At 41.1% G+C, this 20623-nt stretch carries 19 protein-coding genes; 10 read left to right on the forward strand and 9 right to left on the reverse strand.

The genetic code is table 11. The features are described 5' to 3' along the window. The first annotated feature begins 113 nt into the window (after nucleotides 1-113). Nucleotides 114-983: a helix-turn-helix transcriptional regulator gene (locus VMUT_RS06660; RefSeq protein WP_013604654.1), complete on the forward strand. Its 870-nt coding sequence runs from the start codon at nucleotides 114-116 to the stop codon at nucleotides 981-983. Here the strand turns inward: VMUT_RS06660 and VMUT_RS06665 are convergent. Beyond that, on the reverse strand, nucleotides 980-1687 hold the full coding sequence (locus tag VMUT_RS06665; protein WP_013604655.1) for a GTP cyclohydrolase IIa: 708 nt from the start codon (nucleotides 1685-1687) through the stop codon (nucleotides 980-982). The genes VMUT_RS06660 and VMUT_RS06665 overlap by 4 nt on opposite strands. A 98-nt stretch (nucleotides 1688-1785) precedes the next feature. On the opposite strand from VMUT_RS06665, the gene VMUT_RS06670 reads away from it, so the two are divergent. The 4 genes from VMUT_RS06670 to VMUT_RS06685 all read left to right on the forward strand — a co-directional run bounded on the left by VMUT_RS06670 (nucleotide 1786) and on the right by VMUT_RS06685 (nucleotide 5228). Next, entirely contained in the window at nucleotides 1786-2556 is a 771-nt protein-coding gene (locus VMUT_RS06670) for an HAD family hydrolase (protein WP_048056925.1), read from the forward strand. A 38-nt stretch (nucleotides 2557-2594) separates the two neighbouring features. After that, nucleotides 2595-3293, forward strand: coding sequence for a YkgJ family cysteine cluster protein (locus tag VMUT_RS06675; protein WP_013604657.1), 699 nt, complete (start codon nucleotides 2595-2597; stop codon nucleotides 3291-3293). 64 nt (nucleotides 3294-3357) lie between these two features. Then, complete coding sequence (locus VMUT_RS06680) at nucleotides 3358-4359, forward strand: ATP-binding cassette domain-containing protein (protein ID WP_148224826.1); 1002 nt, start codon at nucleotides 3358-3360, stop codon at nucleotides 4357-4359. Continuing rightward, nucleotides 4359-5228, forward strand: coding sequence for an ABC transporter permease (locus VMUT_RS06685; RefSeq protein WP_013604659.1), 870 nt, complete (start codon nucleotides 4359-4361; stop codon nucleotides 5226-5228). The genes VMUT_RS06680 and VMUT_RS06685 overlap by 1 nt, the downstream gene beginning before the upstream one ends. A gap of 31 nt (nucleotides 5229-5259) precedes the next feature. Here VMUT_RS06685 and VMUT_RS06690 read toward each other — a convergent pair whose 3' ends face one another. Beyond that, a complete protein-coding gene (locus VMUT_RS06690; protein WP_013604660.1) occupies nucleotides 5260-5724 on the reverse strand; it encodes a YbhB/YbcL family Raf kinase inhibitor-like protein in 465 nt (154 codons plus the stop codon). A 101-nt stretch (nucleotides 5725-5825) separates the two neighbouring features. Here VMUT_RS06690 and ilvD point away from each other — a divergent pair, with 101 nt between their 5' ends. Further along, on the forward strand, nucleotides 5826-7511 hold the full coding sequence (ilvD, locus tag VMUT_RS06695) for a dihydroxy-acid dehydratase (RefSeq protein ID WP_013604661.1): 1686 nt from the start codon (nucleotides 5826-5828) through the stop codon (nucleotides 7509-7511). Here ilvD and VMUT_RS06700 read toward each other — a convergent pair. The 4 genes from VMUT_RS06700 to VMUT_RS06715 all read right to left on the reverse strand — a co-directional run bounded on the left by VMUT_RS06700 (nucleotide 7508) and on the right by VMUT_RS06715 (nucleotide 11327). Next, nucleotides 7508-7948, reverse strand: coding sequence for an RNA-binding domain-containing protein (locus VMUT_RS06700; RefSeq protein WP_013604662.1), 441 nt, complete (start codon nucleotides 7946-7948; stop codon nucleotides 7508-7510). The two genes, ilvD and VMUT_RS06700, sit on opposite strands and share 4 nt — an antisense overlap. Before the next feature lie 24 nt (nucleotides 7949-7972). Beyond that, complete coding sequence (gene folE, locus VMUT_RS06705; protein ID WP_237699620.1) at nucleotides 7973-8578, reverse strand: GTP cyclohydrolase I; 606 nt, start codon at nucleotides 8576-8578, stop codon at nucleotides 7973-7975. 72 nt (nucleotides 8579-8650) lie between these two features. Then, nucleotides 8651-10423 carry a hypothetical protein gene (locus VMUT_RS06710; RefSeq protein WP_013604664.1) on the reverse strand — a complete coding sequence of 591 codons (1773 nt, stop codon included), beginning with the start codon at nucleotides 10421-10423 and terminating at the stop codon, nucleotides 8651-8653. A 34-nt stretch (nucleotides 10424-10457) separates the two neighbouring features. Continuing rightward, a complete protein-coding gene (locus tag VMUT_RS06715; RefSeq protein ID WP_013604665.1) occupies nucleotides 10458-11327 on the reverse strand; it encodes an ABC transporter ATP-binding protein in 870 nt (289 codons plus the stop codon). Between the two features lie 40 nt (nucleotides 11328-11367). Here VMUT_RS06715 and VMUT_RS06720 point away from each other — a divergent pair, with 40 nt between their 5' ends. Beyond that, nucleotides 11368-14184 carry an MMPL family transporter gene (locus VMUT_RS06720; protein ID WP_013604666.1) on the forward strand — a complete coding sequence of 939 codons (2817 nt, stop codon included), beginning with the start codon at nucleotides 11368-11370 and terminating at the stop codon, nucleotides 14182-14184. 51 nt (nucleotides 14185-14235) lie between these two features. Beyond that, entirely contained in the window at nucleotides 14236-14799 is a 564-nt protein-coding gene (locus VMUT_RS06725) for a hypothetical protein (RefSeq protein WP_013604667.1), read from the forward strand. Between the two features lie 162 nt (nucleotides 14800-14961). On the opposite strand, the gene VMUT_RS06730 is transcribed toward VMUT_RS06725, so the two are convergent. After that, complete coding sequence (locus VMUT_RS06730) at nucleotides 14962-15717, reverse strand: CorA family divalent cation transporter (RefSeq protein WP_148224697.1); 756 nt, start codon at nucleotides 15715-15717, stop codon at nucleotides 14962-14964. Between the two features lie 313 nt (nucleotides 15718-16030). Here VMUT_RS06730 and VMUT_RS06735 point away from each other — a divergent pair, with 313 nt between their 5' ends. Continuing rightward, on the forward strand, nucleotides 16031-16552 hold the full coding sequence (locus tag VMUT_RS06735) for a hypothetical protein (protein ID WP_013604669.1): 522 nt from the start codon (nucleotides 16031-16033) through the stop codon (nucleotides 16550-16552). Between the two features lie 24 nt (nucleotides 16553-16576). Here the strand turns inward: VMUT_RS06735 and VMUT_RS06740 are convergent, their stop codons facing one another. Next, nucleotides 16577-18679 carry a xanthine dehydrogenase family protein molybdopterin-binding subunit gene (locus tag VMUT_RS06740; protein WP_013604670.1) on the reverse strand — a complete coding sequence of 701 codons (2103 nt, stop codon included), beginning with the start codon at nucleotides 18677-18679 and terminating at the stop codon, nucleotides 16577-16579. Nucleotides 18680-18785: 106 nt separating this feature from the next. Between VMUT_RS06740 and VMUT_RS06745 the strand changes: the two genes are divergently transcribed. Further along, nucleotides 18786-19166: a roadblock/LC7 domain-containing protein gene (locus VMUT_RS06745; protein ID WP_013604671.1), complete on the forward strand. Its 381-nt coding sequence runs from the start codon at nucleotides 18786-18788 to the stop codon at nucleotides 19164-19166. 36 nt (nucleotides 19167-19202) lie between these two features. On the opposite strand, the gene VMUT_RS06750 is transcribed toward VMUT_RS06745, so the two are convergent. Next, on the reverse strand, nucleotides 19203-20621 hold the full coding sequence (locus VMUT_RS06750; RefSeq protein WP_013604672.1) for an MFS transporter: 1419 nt from the start codon (nucleotides 20619-20621) through the stop codon (nucleotides 19203-19205). Nucleotides 20622-20623 lie beyond the last annotated feature (2 nt).

Here is a 20623-nt window from a genome sequence, read left to right on the forward strand (position 1 = left end):
AAAATTATTTCATTAATTTCGTTCTCGTCCTCTAGGGGTTTTCATTCTATTTCTCTTCTTATTATTAAGTGAATTAATAAAGTTTTTAAGTCATAGGCATTACTTTATGATTAATGCTATTAATAGCATTAACCACTGTATTCATGTACTTGCTGAGCAATGGATCATTAATTAGCATAAATGTAACTACCATGCAAAGCACAGCCCTACTAAATGTAACATTACCCGTAAGGCCAATGGGACCCATAATAGTTCAGAATTCAAGCGGATCAACAATACCAGCAATACTCATAGGAAATCACCTAGTAATACCAGTCTTTGGTAATGGTTCGTTTATTATTAAGTACGTACCTTACATAGCGTCATTACCCAGTGGTTACCTTGCCATCAATGTTTCATCACCATACACCATTAATCTATTCGTAAGCAACAACATATTATTAACACAACTACCCATAGGCTTAATAACAAACTTCACAAAGATGAATAATGGAATACTACTTCAACTAGCACCAGGTAATTACTCAATAGGCTTCATACCTGAATTACCGACAACCACGACGACAACAACCAGTGCGAATAGAAGCAGTACCATAACAACCACGACCAATACAACAACACCAAGTACCACTAAGACTACTACTTCATCACTTGGTATAGGCTCAGTGCTCTATTACATCATTACTGCAGTAATCATAGTTACGGCAGTACTGCTTACCTACTTGTTTGTAATTAGGCATAGAGGTCCTGAGATAAATCCAGTAATTGTTGAGGGCTTGAACCCAACGGATAAGGATGTCGTTAAAGCCTTAATCGACATGGGCGGTGAGGCTTATCAAGCTGATCTCCAGAGGAAGCTGAACATGCCCAAGGCAACACTTTGGAGAGCAATCAGAAGACTTGAGAGTGCAGGTTATATACAGATTATTAAGGAGGGTAGGGTTAATAAGATTAGGCTCATTAAGAAGCCTAAGCTTGATTAATCCTCTCTAAGCATTAGTACTCCATGATTATTTCTAGACCTAAGCATGTCAAGGGCTTCAGTAGCTAATTTCATCGCAGCCCTACCACTACTTGCAATGCCAATACCTATCCTTGAATTTACTAGGTTGGCTAATGGCTTGAGGTCATCCTCATTAATTGTTGGTTGTATTATTGATACTATGTTATCACCACCTAGGTAAAGCGTGATACCACCATATTGCGCCAGGTGAAGTCTCACCTGGTTAACTACGCTCCATACATGCTCATATAATTGATAACTGGATGTCCACTCAGTACTGGATGTTGAGTCAATAAGATCAATGTGGGCAATAGCAACAGGACCATCATCAAAGTCTCCCATTAATGATACACCAGGGCCTGCCTTTATGGCAAGCCTAAATGCCTCCTTCTCGGCAACTCTAGGATTAACATCAGCATATGTACCGCTTGATAACGGCACTGGACTATAATCAGCAAGTCCTTTAATAATCCTTGTTAATTCATCATTACCCAAACCATTGGTTATTGCGAGAAGGTAATCATACCTGAGCGGGTGAGCCCAGGCGTTAAGCTTGGAGAATGCTTCAACCAACTCCCTATGTAATTGTGCCTGTACGCGTTGAATAATGTGCTCCCTATCTGGTCCGAGACTCTCAGTCCATTCTCTATACCCAATTAATCTAATTATTGTTACCTGAACCAAAGGTTTAACACCGAGACCGAGCTTAAACCTTTAGTTTAAAAACATAACCCTTCAAATGAGTAGGAATACTTAAAATAATGTGATTGAATAACAAATTAATGAGCTTAAGGGTTATTACATTCGATGCCTACAACACGCTGATAAACTACGGTAAGGAATTAATAGAGGAGATAGCCATGAATATCACCAAGTACCTTAAGTCATTAGATATTGAGGCTCATTTCGATCACGTTTACGAAATATACATGGGCCTTGATAGGGAAATTAGGCTTAGGAGGGTTGTGGAGATGGTGTACGTACCGCCGATGGATAACGTGAGGACATTCCTGGAGAGATTAATGCGTAAGTACAATATTGAACTTAATGAGAGGATGGTAATTGACGTTGCCAATATAATAGCGAATACATTACTTGGATCAGGTAATGTAAAGCTCAATGAGGATGCTCAATATGTATTAATGGAGATGAAGAGCGATGGATTCATGATAGGCGTAATATCTAATGTAATATTTTGGAGTAGTTCAGTAACTAGGAAACTTCTTGATAAGTTTGGCCTAAGTAGGTTCATTGACGTGCAGGTTTATGCTGATGAGGTTGGTAGGGCCAAGCCTCATCCAGCCATTTTTGAACGAGCGTACTCGTTACTCACGCATGGTGTTGAGCCTGATGTCGCTATACATGTCGGTGATGGATTTAAGGAGGACTTACTTGGCGCATTACTTGATGATGTAATAGGCGTTTACATAGATAGGACAGATTCTGTGGTTAGTAGTGGTAGTCCCACGGAACTCATTAGGTGTAGGGCCTATGCTGTTAGGAGATTAAAAGAAGTATTACTAATACCCCACATAGTCTCTGGTTGTTCGTGAGACTCGAATGAAGAAAACATTTTAATTAGTGAACCGAGGTGAGAACCGTGATAACGCATTTTAAGTGCATGCCAAACTGCGGCTATTGCTGCGCAATATCGCCAGTGACGGTATTTCCACATGAAATGATAATACTAAGTAAATTAGCCGAGGAGCTTAACGTAAATGACTTAACATTCAGGCCTGGCTATGTAATAGCGGATATTAAGAATGGTGTTAGGATCGCATTATCATACCTAATGCAACTAAATGATAAGGGAATATGCCCATTCCTAGAACCAAGCGATAAAACATGTAAGGTGCACTCCCTCTATAAGCCGTTAACCTGTAGATCCTTTCCATACCTACCCAGGGTAATTAGGTACGTAATTGACCCAGAGCTAAAGCTCGTAGACTTCACCGTAGAGTTCGTAGTATCCACATTATGCCCGGTCATTAAGAATAATTATACGCAGGAGGATTTAGAGATGATGATAGGTAATATTAAGATTGCCGTTAAGGTAATGCCTAAGGAAGTGGCGGCTGCCAAGGAAGCAATTAAGGTTAGAAAGACTTATGCGGAGACATTAACGGCATTGTGGAGAACTGGGTATGTGGAATTAAGGGGAAATGAAGGCAATAATACAAATTGGCCAATAGTCAATGCCTTCGAATACATTAGGCAATTCATACCCCACATTACACTAGATAATTTTGTACCAAATATATCCCAGGTAATGAGGAGGATTGATGCGTAATCGATTATCCGATATCGATTTAGAGAAAGATTTATATTTAAGGTATAGAGCGGCTTACATGACCATCATGGAAGCAGCAATTAAAGCAATAAACTTAACAAAACGTTATGGAAACTTCACAGCCGTTGATCACATAAACTTTGAGGTATATTATGGAGAGATCTTCGGATTTCTCGGCCCGAACGGCGCAGGTAAAACAACAACAATAAAGATGCTAACCACGGTAACGAGACCAACAGAGGGAACGGCAATAGTTAATGGCTATGACATTGTTAAACAACCAGCCAAGGTCAGGGAAAGCATAGGTACCGTGCCTCAGGAATATACTGCAGATGAGGATTTGACGGGCTGGGAAAATTTAATGCTTATTGCTGCCTTATACGGCATACCTAAGAAGGAGGCTAGGGAGAGAGCTGCCGAGTTACTTGACTTGGTGGAACTTTCGTATGCTGCTGATAGGAAGGTGGAAACCTATTCTGGTGGTATGAGGAGGAGGTTGGAGATTGCCATGGGACTTATTAATAGGCCTGCCATATTGTTCCTTGATGAGCCGACCCTTGGCCTTGATGCTCAGACCAGAGCCGCGATTTGGGATTATGTGTATAGGCTTAGGAAGCAGTATGGCGTAACTATATTCATGACGACGCATTACTTGGAAGAGGCTGATAGGTATGCTGAGAGGATTGCGATTATTGACCACGGCAAGATACTCGCCATTGGCACTCCTAAGGAGCTTAAGGAGAAGGTTGGTGGTGATGTTGTGACGATTGAGGTTAATGGAGATATTGGTCTCGCCAGAAAGGTTATTGAGGGTATTGATGGTGTTAATGGGGTTACTGTGAATGGCAACACGATAACCTTTAAGGTTAAGAATGGAAATACGGCAGCCCCAGCCATACTCGAGACACTTAATAAACTTAGTATAAGGGCTACGAGCATAACCATTAAGGAACCAACAATGGATGAGGTATTCCTTGAATTCACAGGTAGGAGACTTAGAGAGGAGGAAGGCAGTACAGAGGAGTTCATGAGGTTTAGGAGAACGGTGGCTAGGGCGAGAAGGTGATGAACATGGCAGTGAGACTGCATCCCCTGCACGGTCTTTGGGCATTAACAAACAGGGAACTATCTAAGTGGTATAAGGCGCCAGTGATATTAATAATTTCATTGATACAACCAATTGTTTGGCTTGCATTCTTTGGTAAGTCCATGAACTTCGCAACGATGTTCACAAGCGGACTAAACATACCTGGATTAAACATACCTAAGCAGGTAATTGATGAGATAGGTTCCGAGATTCTTAAGGCGAATTTTGGAACTACGGACTACTTCTCATTCCTTGCCGTAGGCATGCTCTCCTTCATAACGCTATTCACATCATTGCAAAGCGGTATGAGCATAGTGTGGGATAGGAGACTTGGTGTTTTAGGTAAGTTATTAACAACGCCAGTGCCTAGGGGTAATATTGTAATGGCTAAGGTACTTAATTCCGTGATTAGATCCCTAACTCAAGCAACAATAGTCCTAATAATAGCAGTATTACTAGGTATGAAGTTAAACCCAAGCCTTAACCCACTGGATATAGTGGGTGCGTATGCGGCATTGACATTAATGTCCATGGGCTTTGCATCCCTATTCGTGATGCTAGCCCTAAGGTCAACCTCCTGGGAATCACAAATGGCCATCATGAACCTACTAAACATGCCACTAATGTTCGCAAGCAATTCCTTCTACCCAGTTAAGTCAATGCCCTGGTGGCTTAAGCCGATAGCCTACGTGAATCCACTCACGTATGTCAACGATGTCAATAGGCAACTACTACTTGGTGTAACTGGACATAGCTTACTACTTGATTATACGTATCTAGTGATCTTTGCAGCAATATTCTCGATAATAGGCATAATACTTTCGTGGAGGTACTTATCTGAGGCGTGATTTTAAATAGAACAAAAGTAAATACAAAGTGTTATCTTGAGTAGGTGCCCATGTATTCTGCAGTACCAATTATATTATTCTTTATGATCCTCAGCACTTCATCCTTAGACGCCCTCTGCTTTATGTTAGGCACGGTATTCAACGCGTACAACCTGAAGAAGTATCTATGAGGTTTATGACCTCTCGGTGGGCATGGTCCACCATAACCAACCCTACCAAAGTCATTTACGCCTTGCATGCCTATGCCCTCAACCACGAGTGTCTTCGGAACATTCTCAGGGAGTTCTGTTTTATCAGGAGGAATGTTATATAATACCCAATGCGTGAATACTCCTATCGGTGCGTCTGGATCCTCCATTATTAGGACGAGGGATTTCGTACCAGCTGGTATATTTGACCATTGCAATGGTGGGCTTATATCAACATCATCACAGGTATATTTCTTGGGTATTCGTTCACCGTACTTAAAGGCTGTACTCATTAATGTGAACGACATACTAAGTCACTACTGCTTCAAACTTATTAAGTATTACGTTAATTTCATATATAACATGTTAAATAGCAAATTAATTAGTAGGATTAAAATAAGCAGTATTAATGGTTAAAATAAACCTCCGTAGTCAGGAAAGATACGGCGGAGCCTTAAATGCTCCGCATAGGGCCTTCTTGAGGGCTGTTGGTTTTACTGATGAGGATATTGGTAAACCATTGATCGCAGTTGTTGCTGCATGGAGTGAGGCTGGTCCGTGCAATATACATACACTTCAATTAGCTCTGCATACTAAGGAGGGTGTACGTAGGGGTGGTGGTTCACCACTTACTGTACCCACAATTGTTGTTAATGATAACATTGGTATGGGTACTGAGGGCATGAGGTATAGCCTAGTGAGTAGGGAGGTCATTGCTGATACTATAGAGGCTCAGGTTAATGCCCATGCATTTGATGGGTTCGTCGGTATTGGCGGCTGTGATAAGACAACCCCTGGTATTTTAATGGCAATGGCTAGGCTAAACATACCTGCAGTTTACCTATATGGTGGAACTGCAGAACCTGGTTTCTATGGTGATCGTAAGCTCACGATTGAGGATGTGCATGAAGCCGTTGGTGCCTATTTGTCGGGAAGGATTGCTGAGGATGAACTTTATGAAATAGAAAAGAGGGCTCACCCAACTTACGGAACCTGCGCTGGCATGTTTACCGCAAACACCATGGCAACACTCGCCGAGACATTGGGTATGGCACTACTCGGTAACGCATCACCACCAGCGACATCTGCTCGAAGAGTAATGTATGCCATAGAAAGTGGTACAGCGCTTATGAAAGCGATAGAACTCGGCATTAAACCTAGGGATGTAATGACTTATGAGTCATTTGAGAATGCAATAACCGTACTAATGGCAATGGGTGGATCAACAAACGCAATACTCCATTTATTAGCCATTGCATATGAGGCTGGGATTAAGTTAACCCTTGATGATTTCGATAGAATATCCAGGAGAACACCATACATAGCTAGTCTGAGACCAGGGGGTGATTATGTAATGGCTGACTTAGATGCGGTTGGCGGAGTCCCGTTAATCATGCTCAAGTTACTGAAGGCTGGTTTGCTCAATGGTAAGGTACTAACAATAACTGGTAAGACAATGGAGGAGAATTTAAGGGATTATAAATTCCCCAATGTACCGCATGACCACATTGTTAGGGATGTCAACAATCCAATAAAGCCCTGGGGCGGAATTAGAATACTTAGGGGTTCATTGGCACCTGAGGGTGCCGTCATTAAGGTTGCAGCGACTGAATTAATGAAATTTGAGGGTAAAGCAAGGCCATTTAATAGTGAAGAGGAGGCATTCCAAGCAATTAGGAGGGGTGAGATTAAGCCGGGTGACGTAGTTGTCATTAGGTACGAAGGTCCCAAGGGTAGTCCTGGTATGCCGGAAATGCTTAGGGTCACGGCAGCCATTGTCGGTGCTGGGCTAGGTAAGGACGTCGCATTGATCACTGACGGTAGGTTTAGTGGCGCTACCCGAGGATTCATGGTTGGTCATGTGGCTCCTGAGGCGGCCGTTGGAGGTCCAATAGCGATTGTTGAGGATGGAGATAAAATACTAATTGATGTAGAGAATGGGCGTTTAGACCTACTTGTATCCGAGGAGGAGATTAGGAGAAGGTTAAAGAATTGGCAGCCACCACCGCCTAGGTATACGAGGGGGTTACTGGCTAAATATGCATCGTTAGTTACATCGGCATCAATAGGCGCAGTGACTTTACCAAAACCCTAGTGAGTCATTAATTGTTTAATTACGTTTTCAATACCCTCGTTCTTGAGAACCCAGTGGTTGAACCTTATTATTACTTTAATAACGTCGTCACCATCATCAAGTCTAGCCACGCCATTATACACCAGCTGCTTATTAAATCTGAGGTATAGTTTACCATCACTGAACCTGCTATTAATGGTAACCAGAATTATTTCCCTATCCAACTGATCAATAATTGAAAACATATACTTAACAATCTGCAGTGCATCTTCACCCTTAAATTGCGTTTTCACAGTACCTATATTATTACCGAAGTGCCCCTGCCCACCGCTCCTCATTATATTCACATTATCCCTATACTGCGGTGGTAATAAGTTAAGTAGGGCCTTTACGACCTTAAGCTCGCTCTCTGTGGCATGTACATGGGTACTAATCTCAATATGCTCCACGGGATTCATTACCAAGTTAATTAGTAATACCCCTTAATATTCCTTAACCAGAACTATCTTAGGCACCTTACAATGAGTTGACCCCCTTAACTCCTTCAACTCATCATCACCTATACCGCCAGACCAAGCTTCCGTAACCATGTACAAGTCCTCGTCCTTAACACCCCTAACCATAGCACACATGTGAAGGGCACAAACCTTAACATAAACATACCTCGCATGCAGTAGCTCCTTGAGTTCATTAGCCAACTTACCTGTAAACCTCTCCTGAAGCATTGGCCTCGCAGCAAGCCACTTAACGTACCTAGCCACCTTACTTAGACCGGGAACCTCACTATTGAATGGTTCGTAAACTACAGTGACGGTGCCCATGACAGGCAACAAGTGATGCTCACATAGTGATATGAACTCAATATCATTAACAGAGATACGCCCAACATACTTACTGCCTTCCATAGGGAAAAACTTAACCTCGGGTGGTGATTCCCTCAAGCCATGAGTTAACTCAAGAAGTGCGCTCAAAAATCTCCTAGGTGTTTCTTTTAATCCAGGTCTATCTGGGTCATCACCTAAAAATTCTATTATCTTTCTTATGTATTCTTCAATTTCTAACATTGTATCATTGTAACGATCATTCACAAGATCAGGTGGATAATACCCCTATTTAAATAAAGCACCCATGCCTATTAAAAATAATTGCTGAGCGTATTATTAACGAAGTCTTTTCATTAATATTACTATTAATATTATTGATGCTATAATGCCGATTACCGATAAGTAATAATCATAGTAATTACTCAATATAACACCAACAACCTTAGAACTTGCTGACTCATTACTTGGGACCGTGGTCATATTTATGAGTTGCGTCAAGTATTGTGTATTTATGATTGACGGCATGTTTATGATAAAAGTCTCCTCCACAGTCACGTCGACATTAACATTACTATTATTGATGTACAGATAATTGAGGTATTGCCTAGCTAAGGCAGTAAGTACTGCCTTCTTAACCTCGTCTCTCATGATCATGCTCTCAACCTCACCCTCATACCCACTCACTTTGGTGATGTATGATAAAGCCCTTGTTTGATATGATGATATGTTTATATACGTAATTAGTAGCTGGTTCGTTAAATTAAGCAATTCATTGTGCAACAGGTAAAGACTCCTTGATATATTAATTATTAATAATTCACTCTCATTAGCCGCAGATATCGCATAATTAAGCCCCTCCGTAGCCTGATTAACCTGATTCCGCGTTGCTGAGAGCTCACCTTGAATAGTACCAAGGTTATTATATACCTGAGAAAGAGTTGTTAATGCATTCTCGAGTTGGTTTATTGTCGTTATTGCATTATTTATTTCATTAGTAAGCGTACTATTGTTTGTGGAACTCTCTATTTGTAGTAATTCCTGCTTTAATGAATTCAGTGAATTCATGTATGATTGTTGATTACTAACAAGAGGACTAAGCGAATCCCTTAATTGGGATATTACGTTAGTCTCAGTATCCAATACCTGACCTCCCGCGGAAAGTGCTACCTTAAGCTCAATTAATTGAGCCTGAAGTAGGCTCTCAACGATGAGCGTCGAATTTATCAAGTATGCTGATGCACCGAGTACCTGAGCCGTCTGATTAAGTAAATCTATTAATTGGAGGAATTGCGCCGTGTAGTTATTAGCCATTCCAGATGCGTTAATTACAGAGTTCGATAATGACCTTAATTGACCAAGTGTATTATTTAGGCTATTAATGGCCTCATTCAATGAGTTCACTGATTCATTTAAGTCAATACTTACCTGGACAGTTATTGGATTTATCCTAACGCTATGCCATGGACCCATATCCTCAACAATCATGTTTAATGACAATGATGACGAGTTTTCAGTATTGAATAACCAATAATTAACCTCATAACCAAGTATATTTTGTGTTATTGTTGGTGTGATGTTATATTCATAAAAAAGCCCTGACTGCTTGGTTAGGGATATCGTGGTCATTACAGGGAATGGCAATGAATTTGTGGCGTTTATGGAGACGCTTACCTCAGTACCAACGCCACCATTAATTACTGTGGAATTCACGTAGGAATCATTAACGAGAACTGCATAATTCATCGACGCTATTGGGAGCATTGTATAAATGGGTTTAAACCTTACCTCAAGGGTTTCCTGTGAATATGGTTGAAGTGTGATTACCCAGTCAACCGTATTAGTACCAATTACTGTTGCTGATGGTGATACGTATAATATGCTTGAGTATGGTAGTATTGTCATGGAAACATTGAGTGGTATTACGTATGGCCCATTATTATAAAGCATTAATGAGTATTCGATATAGTAATTCGTAGCTTGATTATAGGGGTTTAGGTAAGTGACGTAGTTAATAGTGAAGTATGCATTTAATGATTCGCTGGCGTGGGTTATGGTACTCATTAATGCTACTATTAATATCATTAATATTAACATGTACCTAATTCCCATCAATATGCACCACCCATATTACTTAATTAAACTTTTATATCGTTTTCATGAGACTATCAATTAAACTCCTCTTCCTTTCTATATCACTAATATCCTGACCTAGTCTCCTTAGTCTCCTCTCATCAATTTCGAGTACCCTCAAATACGACTTAATCACCGCTAATTGATCAATCCTTAATTTACTGAACTCCTCCTTTATCCTTTCAAGGTCGCTTTCCTGCATTATCCTACCACCCCTGAGGTAAATAATCCTATTACCAATTGATGCAACCTCCATATTATGTGTCGCAATCACGAAGGTAACACCCACGGCCCTATTCAACAATCTAATTAGGTCCAGGATTAAGTATGAACTGGCCAGGTCTATTGAACCCGTTGGCTCATCCATTATTATAAAGGATGGATCATTTGCTAAGGCCCTTGCAATGGCAACCCTCTGCTGCTGACCACCGCTTAATTGACTTGGCTTATTATTCATGAACTCACCAACACTCACAAGATCAAGAAGCAACCTAGCCTTCTCCCTGGCCTCATCCTTCGTATACCTACCCGTCAACAACATTGGCAACATAACATTTTCAAGCGCTGTTAATTGTGAAACCAGGTTGTACTGCTGAAATACAAAGCCAAGCTTCTCAAGTCTAAACTTCGATAGGTAATTCTCATCAGCGTCCGTAACATCAACACCATCAATGACAACCCTACCACTGGTTGGTTTATCGAGCGTACTCATTATATTCACAAGCGTCGTCTTACCAGAGCCACTAGGCCCCATTACAATTGCTATTTCCCCATACCTAATGGCCAGGTTTATATTGATCAATGCATCAACATAAACACTACTGCTTAAGTAGTACCTCTTACTAACGTTAATGAGCTTAACAACCTCCTCATTACTCTTCACGGAAAATGGTATTTAATACTAGTTAAAATCCTTATTGCGAATGATATCGAGAAAGGCACTATCAATTGCGGTAATCGTGGTTTGGCTAATGGTAATGATTTATTTAACGTATTATTCAATAAATGTATTCAATGTATTAACGTATGACGAGACGCAATTAATGCCGAGCAATATAGAACCAGTAACTGTAAGCAACCTGGTTAATAAATACATAGGTGCGTCTAACGAAACAACGCTTGTGGTCGTAGTTAAATTGAGTAGTAATGGAACGGTAAGTATAAGGAATAGGTTGAATTACGTTAATAGGGTTATTAGGGAAGTCGATGCACCCAACATATCAGTAACTAGCCTGTTAACCGCATATAATGATGTTTATATGATATATAATGAAACTATAAGTAATGCTACTAATGAAATAATTAGTAATGAAACTAAAGATATATGGGAACTTTATTGGTCATTAAATAATAAGTGCTCATTAATAATACACTTGAATAGGGAGTATTATTCAACGGTTTATGACATAAGTAATGAAATGGGGGGTAAACTCAACGCCACAATAAATTATGCCCAATTACTTTATTATGAAATTGAAAATTATTACCTGAGGAATTATCCAAATACATCACTAAATACCCTATTTGAATTAACGACTAGGGAGTACGAACTTAAGTATGGATATTATGGCAAGTACATCAATGAGCTAGCCAATGAAACCCTCAGTCAATTAATTAGTGTAATTGGTGATGATCCATCACCATACGTGTTAATCACGAGAAACATAACTGGCATTCTACTGACGAATTATGAACGTATTATTCAGGAGGAATATCCGGGAATTAACATAAATAACGTGACTGGTTACGTCTATAATCAATTAATTAATGATGGTATTAATGAATCAACACTCAAGATCGCCATATTAATAGGACCTAGTACTAACTTAAATCTCCTAAGGTTTCTATTAATTCAGGAATACCTCAATGATACTTCACCAATACTCATGCCATACATTTATCAATTAGCGTGTAACAATAATACATCGATTGTTTACTCAATAATTAATGAATTGAGGTATAGCATCATGAACGCCCTAATGCAGGAATACCCACCACCAAGTATACTTAATCTACCCAATAACTTGACGCAAAGGTTCCTGAATGGTACGTATACCGTGGTCTTCATAATATTGCCAGGTAATTATGAGGATGAGGTTTACGACCTATTAACACATAAGAATTGGATATACCCAGTCAGTACTGGTGTTATTCTCTATGAACTTGAGAAGATGGTTACTAGTGATGTGAATATAATTGATAAGTCAACGGCAATCCTCGTATTCGCAACTATGACAACAATGCTAGGAACATTAATAGGGCCAGTAATTTCACTAACAATACTTGGATTAACATACCTAGCATCCCTTGGACTCCTCCATAATTGGGCAATACAATTCAAGCTTTATTACCTCACTGTATACATGATTGCCCCAATAATCTTCGGAATAGGCGTTGACTACAGCATGCTAATGCTCAGTAGGTATCTAGAGGAGAGGATTAAGGGGTATAGTAAGGATGGGGCATTGAGCATTGTTTTATCCCGTGTTAGACCGACAGTATTAACAAGCGCATCCGTGGTTGGACTTGGACTCGGTAGTTTCGCAATATCGAGGTATGGTTATATACAGGACATTGGTATTGGCTTCATAATTGCCGTGGCACTCACGATAATGGCAACCGCAATAATACTACCCGAGATCATGAGATTACTCGGCGATAGTGTACTATGGCCTATGGGATTAAGGGCTAAGTCAATTGAGTTAAGGACCGCCTTCCTCTCAAGAATGGCCAAGCTGGCTGTTAACAAACCAAAGACAATATTGTCAATATTCTTGGTTGTAACGATCCTGGCACTCACGTACCTCTTACTCAACATTAACATAACCACAGACCCAGTACAAGTAATGCCAAACACACCTGCTAAGACCGGACTTAGCATTCTAATTAATTATTTTAGGAATTATGATTACTCAACAGCGTATCTAGTGGTTTATGGGAACAAGACGGCGGCATTAGCATTGCTTAATGAGACTAGGAATCAGAGCTATGTAATTAATGCAGCTCTCTCATATAATGGCTCAAACCTATACATAATAACTGCTACGGTAAATCAACAATCATTATCAGATAAGTTAATACCAATCTACATAAGCCTTAAGAGCATAGCCAATGAGGTATCTAGGGAGTATGGTGTTAAGGTACTTGTTGGAGGCTCACCATCATATAAGTATTACTTCGTGCTTGGCTTTGAACGTGAATACTACGGCTTCATACTCTATATAATGATTATAATTAACGTAGTAATACTTACGATTTACATGAGGTCGGTGATGATACCATTGAGACTCGTCGCAACCGTGTTAATGAGCATAACCTGGTCACTTGCATTGACAATATTCGTATTCCAGGGCTTAATGGGGATAAAGACCTATTGGTTATTACCTGTGATATTAATATCATTATTGTTAAGTGTTGGTACGGATTACGACTTATTCATAATCAGTAGGTTTAGGGAGGAGGTCATTAATGGATATAACGATAAGGACGCTATCGTTAGGGCTGTGGAGTTCACAGGGCCTGTGGTTACGGGAGCAGCCCTAGTACTGGCCATGGCCTTCGCATCACTGGCGTTATCAAGCATCTACATACTTAAGCAAGTCGCGTTAGCCGTGGCTTCATCAGTCATAATAGACTCATTCGTAGTTAGACCATTGCTTGTGCCGGCAATAATCGTGCTACTTGGTAGGTGGAACTGGTGGCCATTTATTCGTAAGAATCAATCAACAATACCCCTTTAGTAATGTATTCTGCGCAATGTAAATTAAGGGATCCGCATAGAATCTCTGTATATGAAAAATACATACATTGCTTATCTGCCTTGGTACGTGAAGCTCGAGGATGGTACCAGGTATAAAATACCACTTAGTTTAATAATGAGGGGATTACGTAGCAACATCTTCATCATTAAGATACCAAGTTATGAAATAAGGCGCGCAGTCATGGGATTAATTGAGAAGGGATTTAAACCAACGCTATTAGCGGTTGATAAGGGCGAGTCATATAGTCTCTCGATGAGGGCTTATGGCCCGTGGGAACTTCATACAAGAATATTTAATGATGGCACCATAGAGACTGAGGTTGAGATTAACAGGGATTACCTACAGCACCTTGTTGGCCCCAGGTTTAATGTTGTTTATGAGACCTATGAATCGCTTAGGAATTACGTTAGCGAAAGGAAGATATGCATTAGGCCGTTTGGTATGTGTATAGGTGATGTTATTGAGAATATCGGTATTGAGTTAAGGGCGCCCAAGGCATTAATACCTTGGAAACCCATAGCCATAATAACGGCCTCACTTGCTTTAGCACCAATACTAAACAACTTGAGTAAGGCCTATAATGCTTTTGTATGACTATTTGTTATTTTAATTATTTCTAATTCCCCCAATTACCGCCCTATCTTTCTGATACTATAAGGAATATATTTGCCTTTCTGTGAAAGTGAAAAGGAAAATCTTCTTGGAGTTTGATAGGGAATAAAGGAATGTATGCTTGAGCAGTAATGATCACTCTCCTCATAGCCATCCCTTCCTCCTTAAGTAAACGGCCATTATTGCAGTGACGATTATGACAGGAGACAGGAAAATCAGTGCACTAATGTTTAAGAGACTCTGCCAGATAGAGGGAAAGGCCACCGCATAGACACTCGCTACTGCTGTAATGGGCAAGAATAGGATTGAAACTGAGGTCAATTTCTTGATTACCTCGTTTAAGTCGTACTGCACTTTCGTGTAGTACAAATTATACAAGTCCGACAATCTCGTAATTAGTAGCTCGGCCCTATCCAAAGAGAACTTAGCATCATCCTCCACCTGCTCTTCCAGTTCCTTTGAGAGTTTTTTAACAACGAAGTAAAGTACAGTGGCGTCAGAGAACAGCTGATAGGCCTTTCTCCTGAGTTGGACTACTTCGATGCCTTCAATGGGCTCTCCCGCGATTGCCTCTTCAAAGAGCTTCTCATAGATAGCGTAGTACTCGTTCCTCTTCTCGCCAAGTATGTAAATAATTTCGTAAACTATTTCAGTGAAGATACTCCAGGGAGAACAGTCCTTGGGCTCTATTTCCTTGAAAGTCTCGAGAGCCTCTTTCGTGTGGGTGACTACTTTGTCCTTCGTAATTGTGAAGTAGTAGGGAAACCCCATTAACTCAAGTCTCACGTAATACTTGCCATCCTCGCCCTTAACTACCCTGTATATGTCCACTTCGTCTTTAGGATAGGTGCTCGGCATTTCGGAGTACTCCAGCTGGCACTTCATCACTTTAGCTTTCATAATTCGGGAAAAAATTTTCTTTTTATTTTAATTAAAAATCTAGACATTAGTTAATTGAATACCCTTGCTTCCTTGAGTACGAATGCCGCTATTAGACTCCTGCGAACTTGGTGGAGGTCGAGTAATGAAGACAAGTGGTTAACAATCACAATAAAGGTTGAATTCCTCTGTAGCTCACTTTTTACAGTAGAATAGGTGTCCCTAGATTATCATGAACATTGAAATAATACCGTAATAATCAAGTCTTGAAGAGGCGTTTAATTTTTATTTCAATTACTTAATGTTTATATTTTTCAGTTACGCAATAAATGGGATGGGTACGGAAGGAGGAACTATAGTTGGCATTGCTGGCAATGCAGATGTTAAGGATATTATTAAGTACATTGCTCACATAATTTCATCATCGCTTGATGTTAAACCTAGTGATTGCCTATTAAATAATTATGGTGCTGTTACGATGAATGCCGTAAATTCAATAATTAAGTTATTCCCTGAACTATCAAGGGAGTTAAATACACTGGCCAGTAAGTTTACGGAAATACAGGAGGCAAGTAAGAAACTTGTTGGGATTAAGGACGTTGGTGAATATGCAGATAGTGTATTAACAATATTCACTACGTATAATGTCGATCCAGGAATATACGCAGTATTTGCTGCCTTTCAGGCAATGGAGGTGGCAAAGACCTGTGGTGAAAATGATGCGAAGTTCTTCCTGGTAAGGACTTTATTAGCAGGTTCACTGCCATTTAATTTATACAGAGTGCTACTTGATTACTTAGGCATGGACCATAGATTCCCAATAAACCTACTAAAGGCCTTACTTGAAACAATATGATGTATTGGAGATAATATTCACAACTTAAAAACCACTTATTAATTGATATAGGTAGGACGGCGTTACAGGCGTTCTACCGAGCTTTACCTTAACACTGGTTTTACTTTTTATGGCCTTCTCCAATGCGAGGAACACGGATACCAAGGCACCCGTCGTTCCCGACTCCCCAATACCCCTAAGGCCACCAGGTAGTGGTGATTGTGTATTCATTTCGTTCGTCGTGATCCTATAGGTAATATCTCCCGTGTTTGGTAGGCCGTAATCCGCAAGCGATGCATGCAATGGTGTACCATCCTCACTATAAAATGCGCCCTCCCAAAGGACTTGGGCAAGACCTTGGAGCACGCCACCATGGACTTGGGCCTCAACCTCATCCTTAAGGAGTGGCTTACCCACATTATGTACCGTGTAGTAATCAATGACCCTAGCAGTTAGCGTCTCTGGGTTAAAGTCAACCACTGCAACGTGAGCACTTGGTGCGAATACAGCTATGCTAGGCTTATAATCAACCTCCTCCTCAATAACCACATCCTTAGACCTTATTGCATCGATTAATGATAAACCCATTAACGATAACCTCGAAGTAACTCTCTCGGCTAGTTCCGTAATGGCAGCCGCAACCACGGTAGCGCTCCTACTACCGAATGTACCAACACCATAATTAAGTGTCTCCGTGTCACCAGGCACAACCTCAATAAACTCCCCAGGTATTCCGAAAACCTCTGATGCATACTTCGTAAAGGCCGATATGTGGGCATGGCCCTGCGGCCTAGAACCAATAATTAGTCTCATTTTGCCGTTACCTATCACGGCCTTAACACCCTCACCACCAAGTACGCTCACGTACAGCGCAAAAACGGCAATAGACACACCCTTATCTGGGTACTTACTCCTGAACTCGTAGTAACGCTTTGCCGCATACTCAAGCATTGATTGATAATTGGCTGGGTCAATAACAAGGCCCAGCGGTGTCCTATAGGTTTCTCCATCCCTAATTATATTCTTCCTCCTAACCTCAACAGGATCCATACCAAGCTCATCAGCTAGATCATCCATTAATGTCTCATGAATCAACGCAGCCTCAGGCCTACCAGCACCACGGTATGGCCCAGAGGGTGGTGTGTTTGTGAAAACACCGACCGCCCTAACCCTGGCCGCAATCATTTTATAGGGGCCTGTGGATAGATTCGCAATGAACAATGGCGATGATGCGTTTATCGTGAAGTTATAGGCGCCTAAATTAACGATGACCTCACCCTCAATACCTAACACAGTGCCATCCCTCTTAGCATAGAGTCTCATTCTTGACTTAACGCCTCTGCCCTGAGTCGCATTGTTTAAGTGCTCGGTCCTCGTTTCAACCCACTTAACGGGCCTTCTCAATTTCATTGACGCTATTGCAGCAAGTACGTACTCAGGGTAAGCTGGCGTCTTATTACCGAAGGCTCCTCCAATATTTTTAGGCGCCTTAACCACAATCTTATCAATGGGTAGACCAAGGGTCTCAGCCAGGTCTGATCTAACCCTAAATGTTGACTGTGTTGATGCATAAACGAGGAGTTTGTCGCCGTCGTAATAAACAATGCAGCCCTTGGGTTCCATTGGATTGGCAACTAGCCTGGCCTGTTCAATCTCCCTCTCAACAACCACGTCTGCCTCCTTGAACGCATTAAGATTGCCACCCTCTAATGTGGTGTCTAGGGATATATTCGTGTCTATTTCAGGGTGTATTATTTCCTCATTTTTCAATGCCTCATCTATCGTAATTATGGGTTTTAATGGTTCATACTCAATTGATACCTCATCAGCAATATCCTCAAGTGAGTACCTGGACTCGGCGACTACCGCAGCCACTGGTTGGCCGACGAAGTTCACAGTATTGCTAGGCAGTACGGGCATCCTAACTATCCTTGCATTGGGTACGGACACCGCTGGCATCAGTAGATTACCTATGGTTTTTACCGTGAAAAATAGCAGGGCCTTAGTACCTGGCTCCTCTATTTTTAATATCCTGGCTCTTGCATATGGCGATCTAATTACGTGGAGGTAAGCCATATTGTTGAGCTTAATATCATCTAGATATGTGGAATTACCGAGTATAATGTCTAAGTGCTCCTTAATTGGCACAGCACCTAATCTAACAAATATTTTTAATGTTTGTTAGTGTTTTCCTTAATTCTTTAATTCATAAAGAATAGAAAGATTTTTAATCAAAAACTCTGTAGATTTAACGATGGAATCCAGCGTGGGTAAGGAGGTCGTGGATACCCTGGAGGAATTCATGAGTAGGGTCTTTCCAGACATCGTTGGTGCATTGGTAGTCAGGCGTGATGGATTACCCGTGGCCTTTAAGGTTAGCAATGAATTCAATGCCAAGGTTGTGAGCGCCATGGTTGCAATAGCAAGGGGTACAATAGATAGGCTTGGCGTAGAACTAAGCCTTGGGGAACCAGCAATAAGCATAGTGCAATATACAAAGGACACATTGCTAATAGCACCATTAAGTAAGGACTTAATACTAACGGCGATAGCAAAGCCTGAACCGAACCTCGGATTAATACTGCTTGAAATAGAGAAACTGAAGGATAAATTAACAAAGATACTTATTGAGTAATTAATAATTAAGGTTGTAATTAAAACAAGGTCATTATTACGAGAATATACCTATCCTCCCCTCTAGAATCATTTGCTCTATCTGCGATGGTGTTAAACCTTTCGTTTCAGGCATGAATAGGTATGACCAAAGGGCCACAAAGAGTATTGCGCCACCAAGCAATATGAAGGCCCCATCATACCCAATTTGATTAATCAGTACTGGCATATAGAAGGAGGCAAAGGCTGCACCAAACCTGGAGAACATTGCGGCAAGACCTTGACCAGTAGCTCTAACCCTAGTTGGCCATATCTCGGCCATTGCCACAGTGAATGGACCAGGGCCAAAATTCATGAAGTAGTAATATATTGTGAATAAGGTCATGACGAGCGGAAATGCCAAGGAAGTTGAGAAGAGCTTCATCTCATATAGTGCAAATCCAATGAACATGTCAATACCCATTATTGTCGACCCAAGTATTGTCACAAATCTCCTGCCAAATATATCGTAGGTAACTGCCGTTGTGTAATAACCAAGGAGCGCAATAGCCCAGTAGAGGGCTGATGCTAGGAAGGATAATTCCGTAGTTGTTAATCCAAGGCCCTTAGTAATGTATGGCGTGTACATGTTTGATCCATAGAAGGCTATGTCGGCTACAGGCCACCAAACCCATAGGAATATTGTTGTTATCCACATTTTACCAGCGAATAAGTCCTTAATCGATGGCTTTCTTACAACGCCAGGGTCAAAGCTCGCCTCCCTACCGCCAGTCATTTTCTTAACAACATCAGTAGCCTTCTCCCTAACTCTCCTGCCCAATTGCTCCTGTAATGCAGCCCACCTAGGTGATTCAAGGATACCCATCCTAAGTAAAATGACTACCAGACCCCAAATTGCCTCACTACCAAGCATGAACCTCCAGGTAAAGTCTGGATTCGTGTTTCCCCAGGCAACTGCCATGCCATATGCAGATAGGAAGCCAACGACAGAACCAATGCCCCAGAAACTATTCATTGACGCAAGTGCGAAGCCCCTGCGTCTTGCCGGTGCGTACTCAGCTACCATCGTTGGTGATAATGAGTAATCACCACCAATACCTATACCCAGTAAAAACCTCACTGTGAATAACTCCCAGAAGTTCGTTACAAAGGCCGAGAGAGCGCCGAAGACCACGAAGAATACTAAGTCATAGATATAGAGCAGTCTTCTACCCATCCTATCAGCAATTGGCCCAAATAGTACGGCGCCCAGGGCAACACCTATGAAGGCTGACGCCGCTAATAGGCCGATCTCTACGGGTGTTAACCTCCATAATGGCTTTAAATAAAGTAGTGCGGCACCTATTATTAATGTGTCGTAAGCATCCACGAATTGCCCCATGGATGCCGTGAACCAAGCAAGCCAAAAGTATTTACCAAGCTTCCTCAGTGGCAGGTCATCGTAATTAACGCCCTTTATATTACCTGCATCATTCATTG

It is taken from the genome of Vulcanisaeta moutnovskia 768-28 (genome assembly GCF_000190315.1).
GTDB classification, from domain to species: Archaea; Thermoproteota; Thermoprotei; order Thermoproteales; family Thermocladiaceae; genus Vulcanisaeta; species Vulcanisaeta moutnovskia.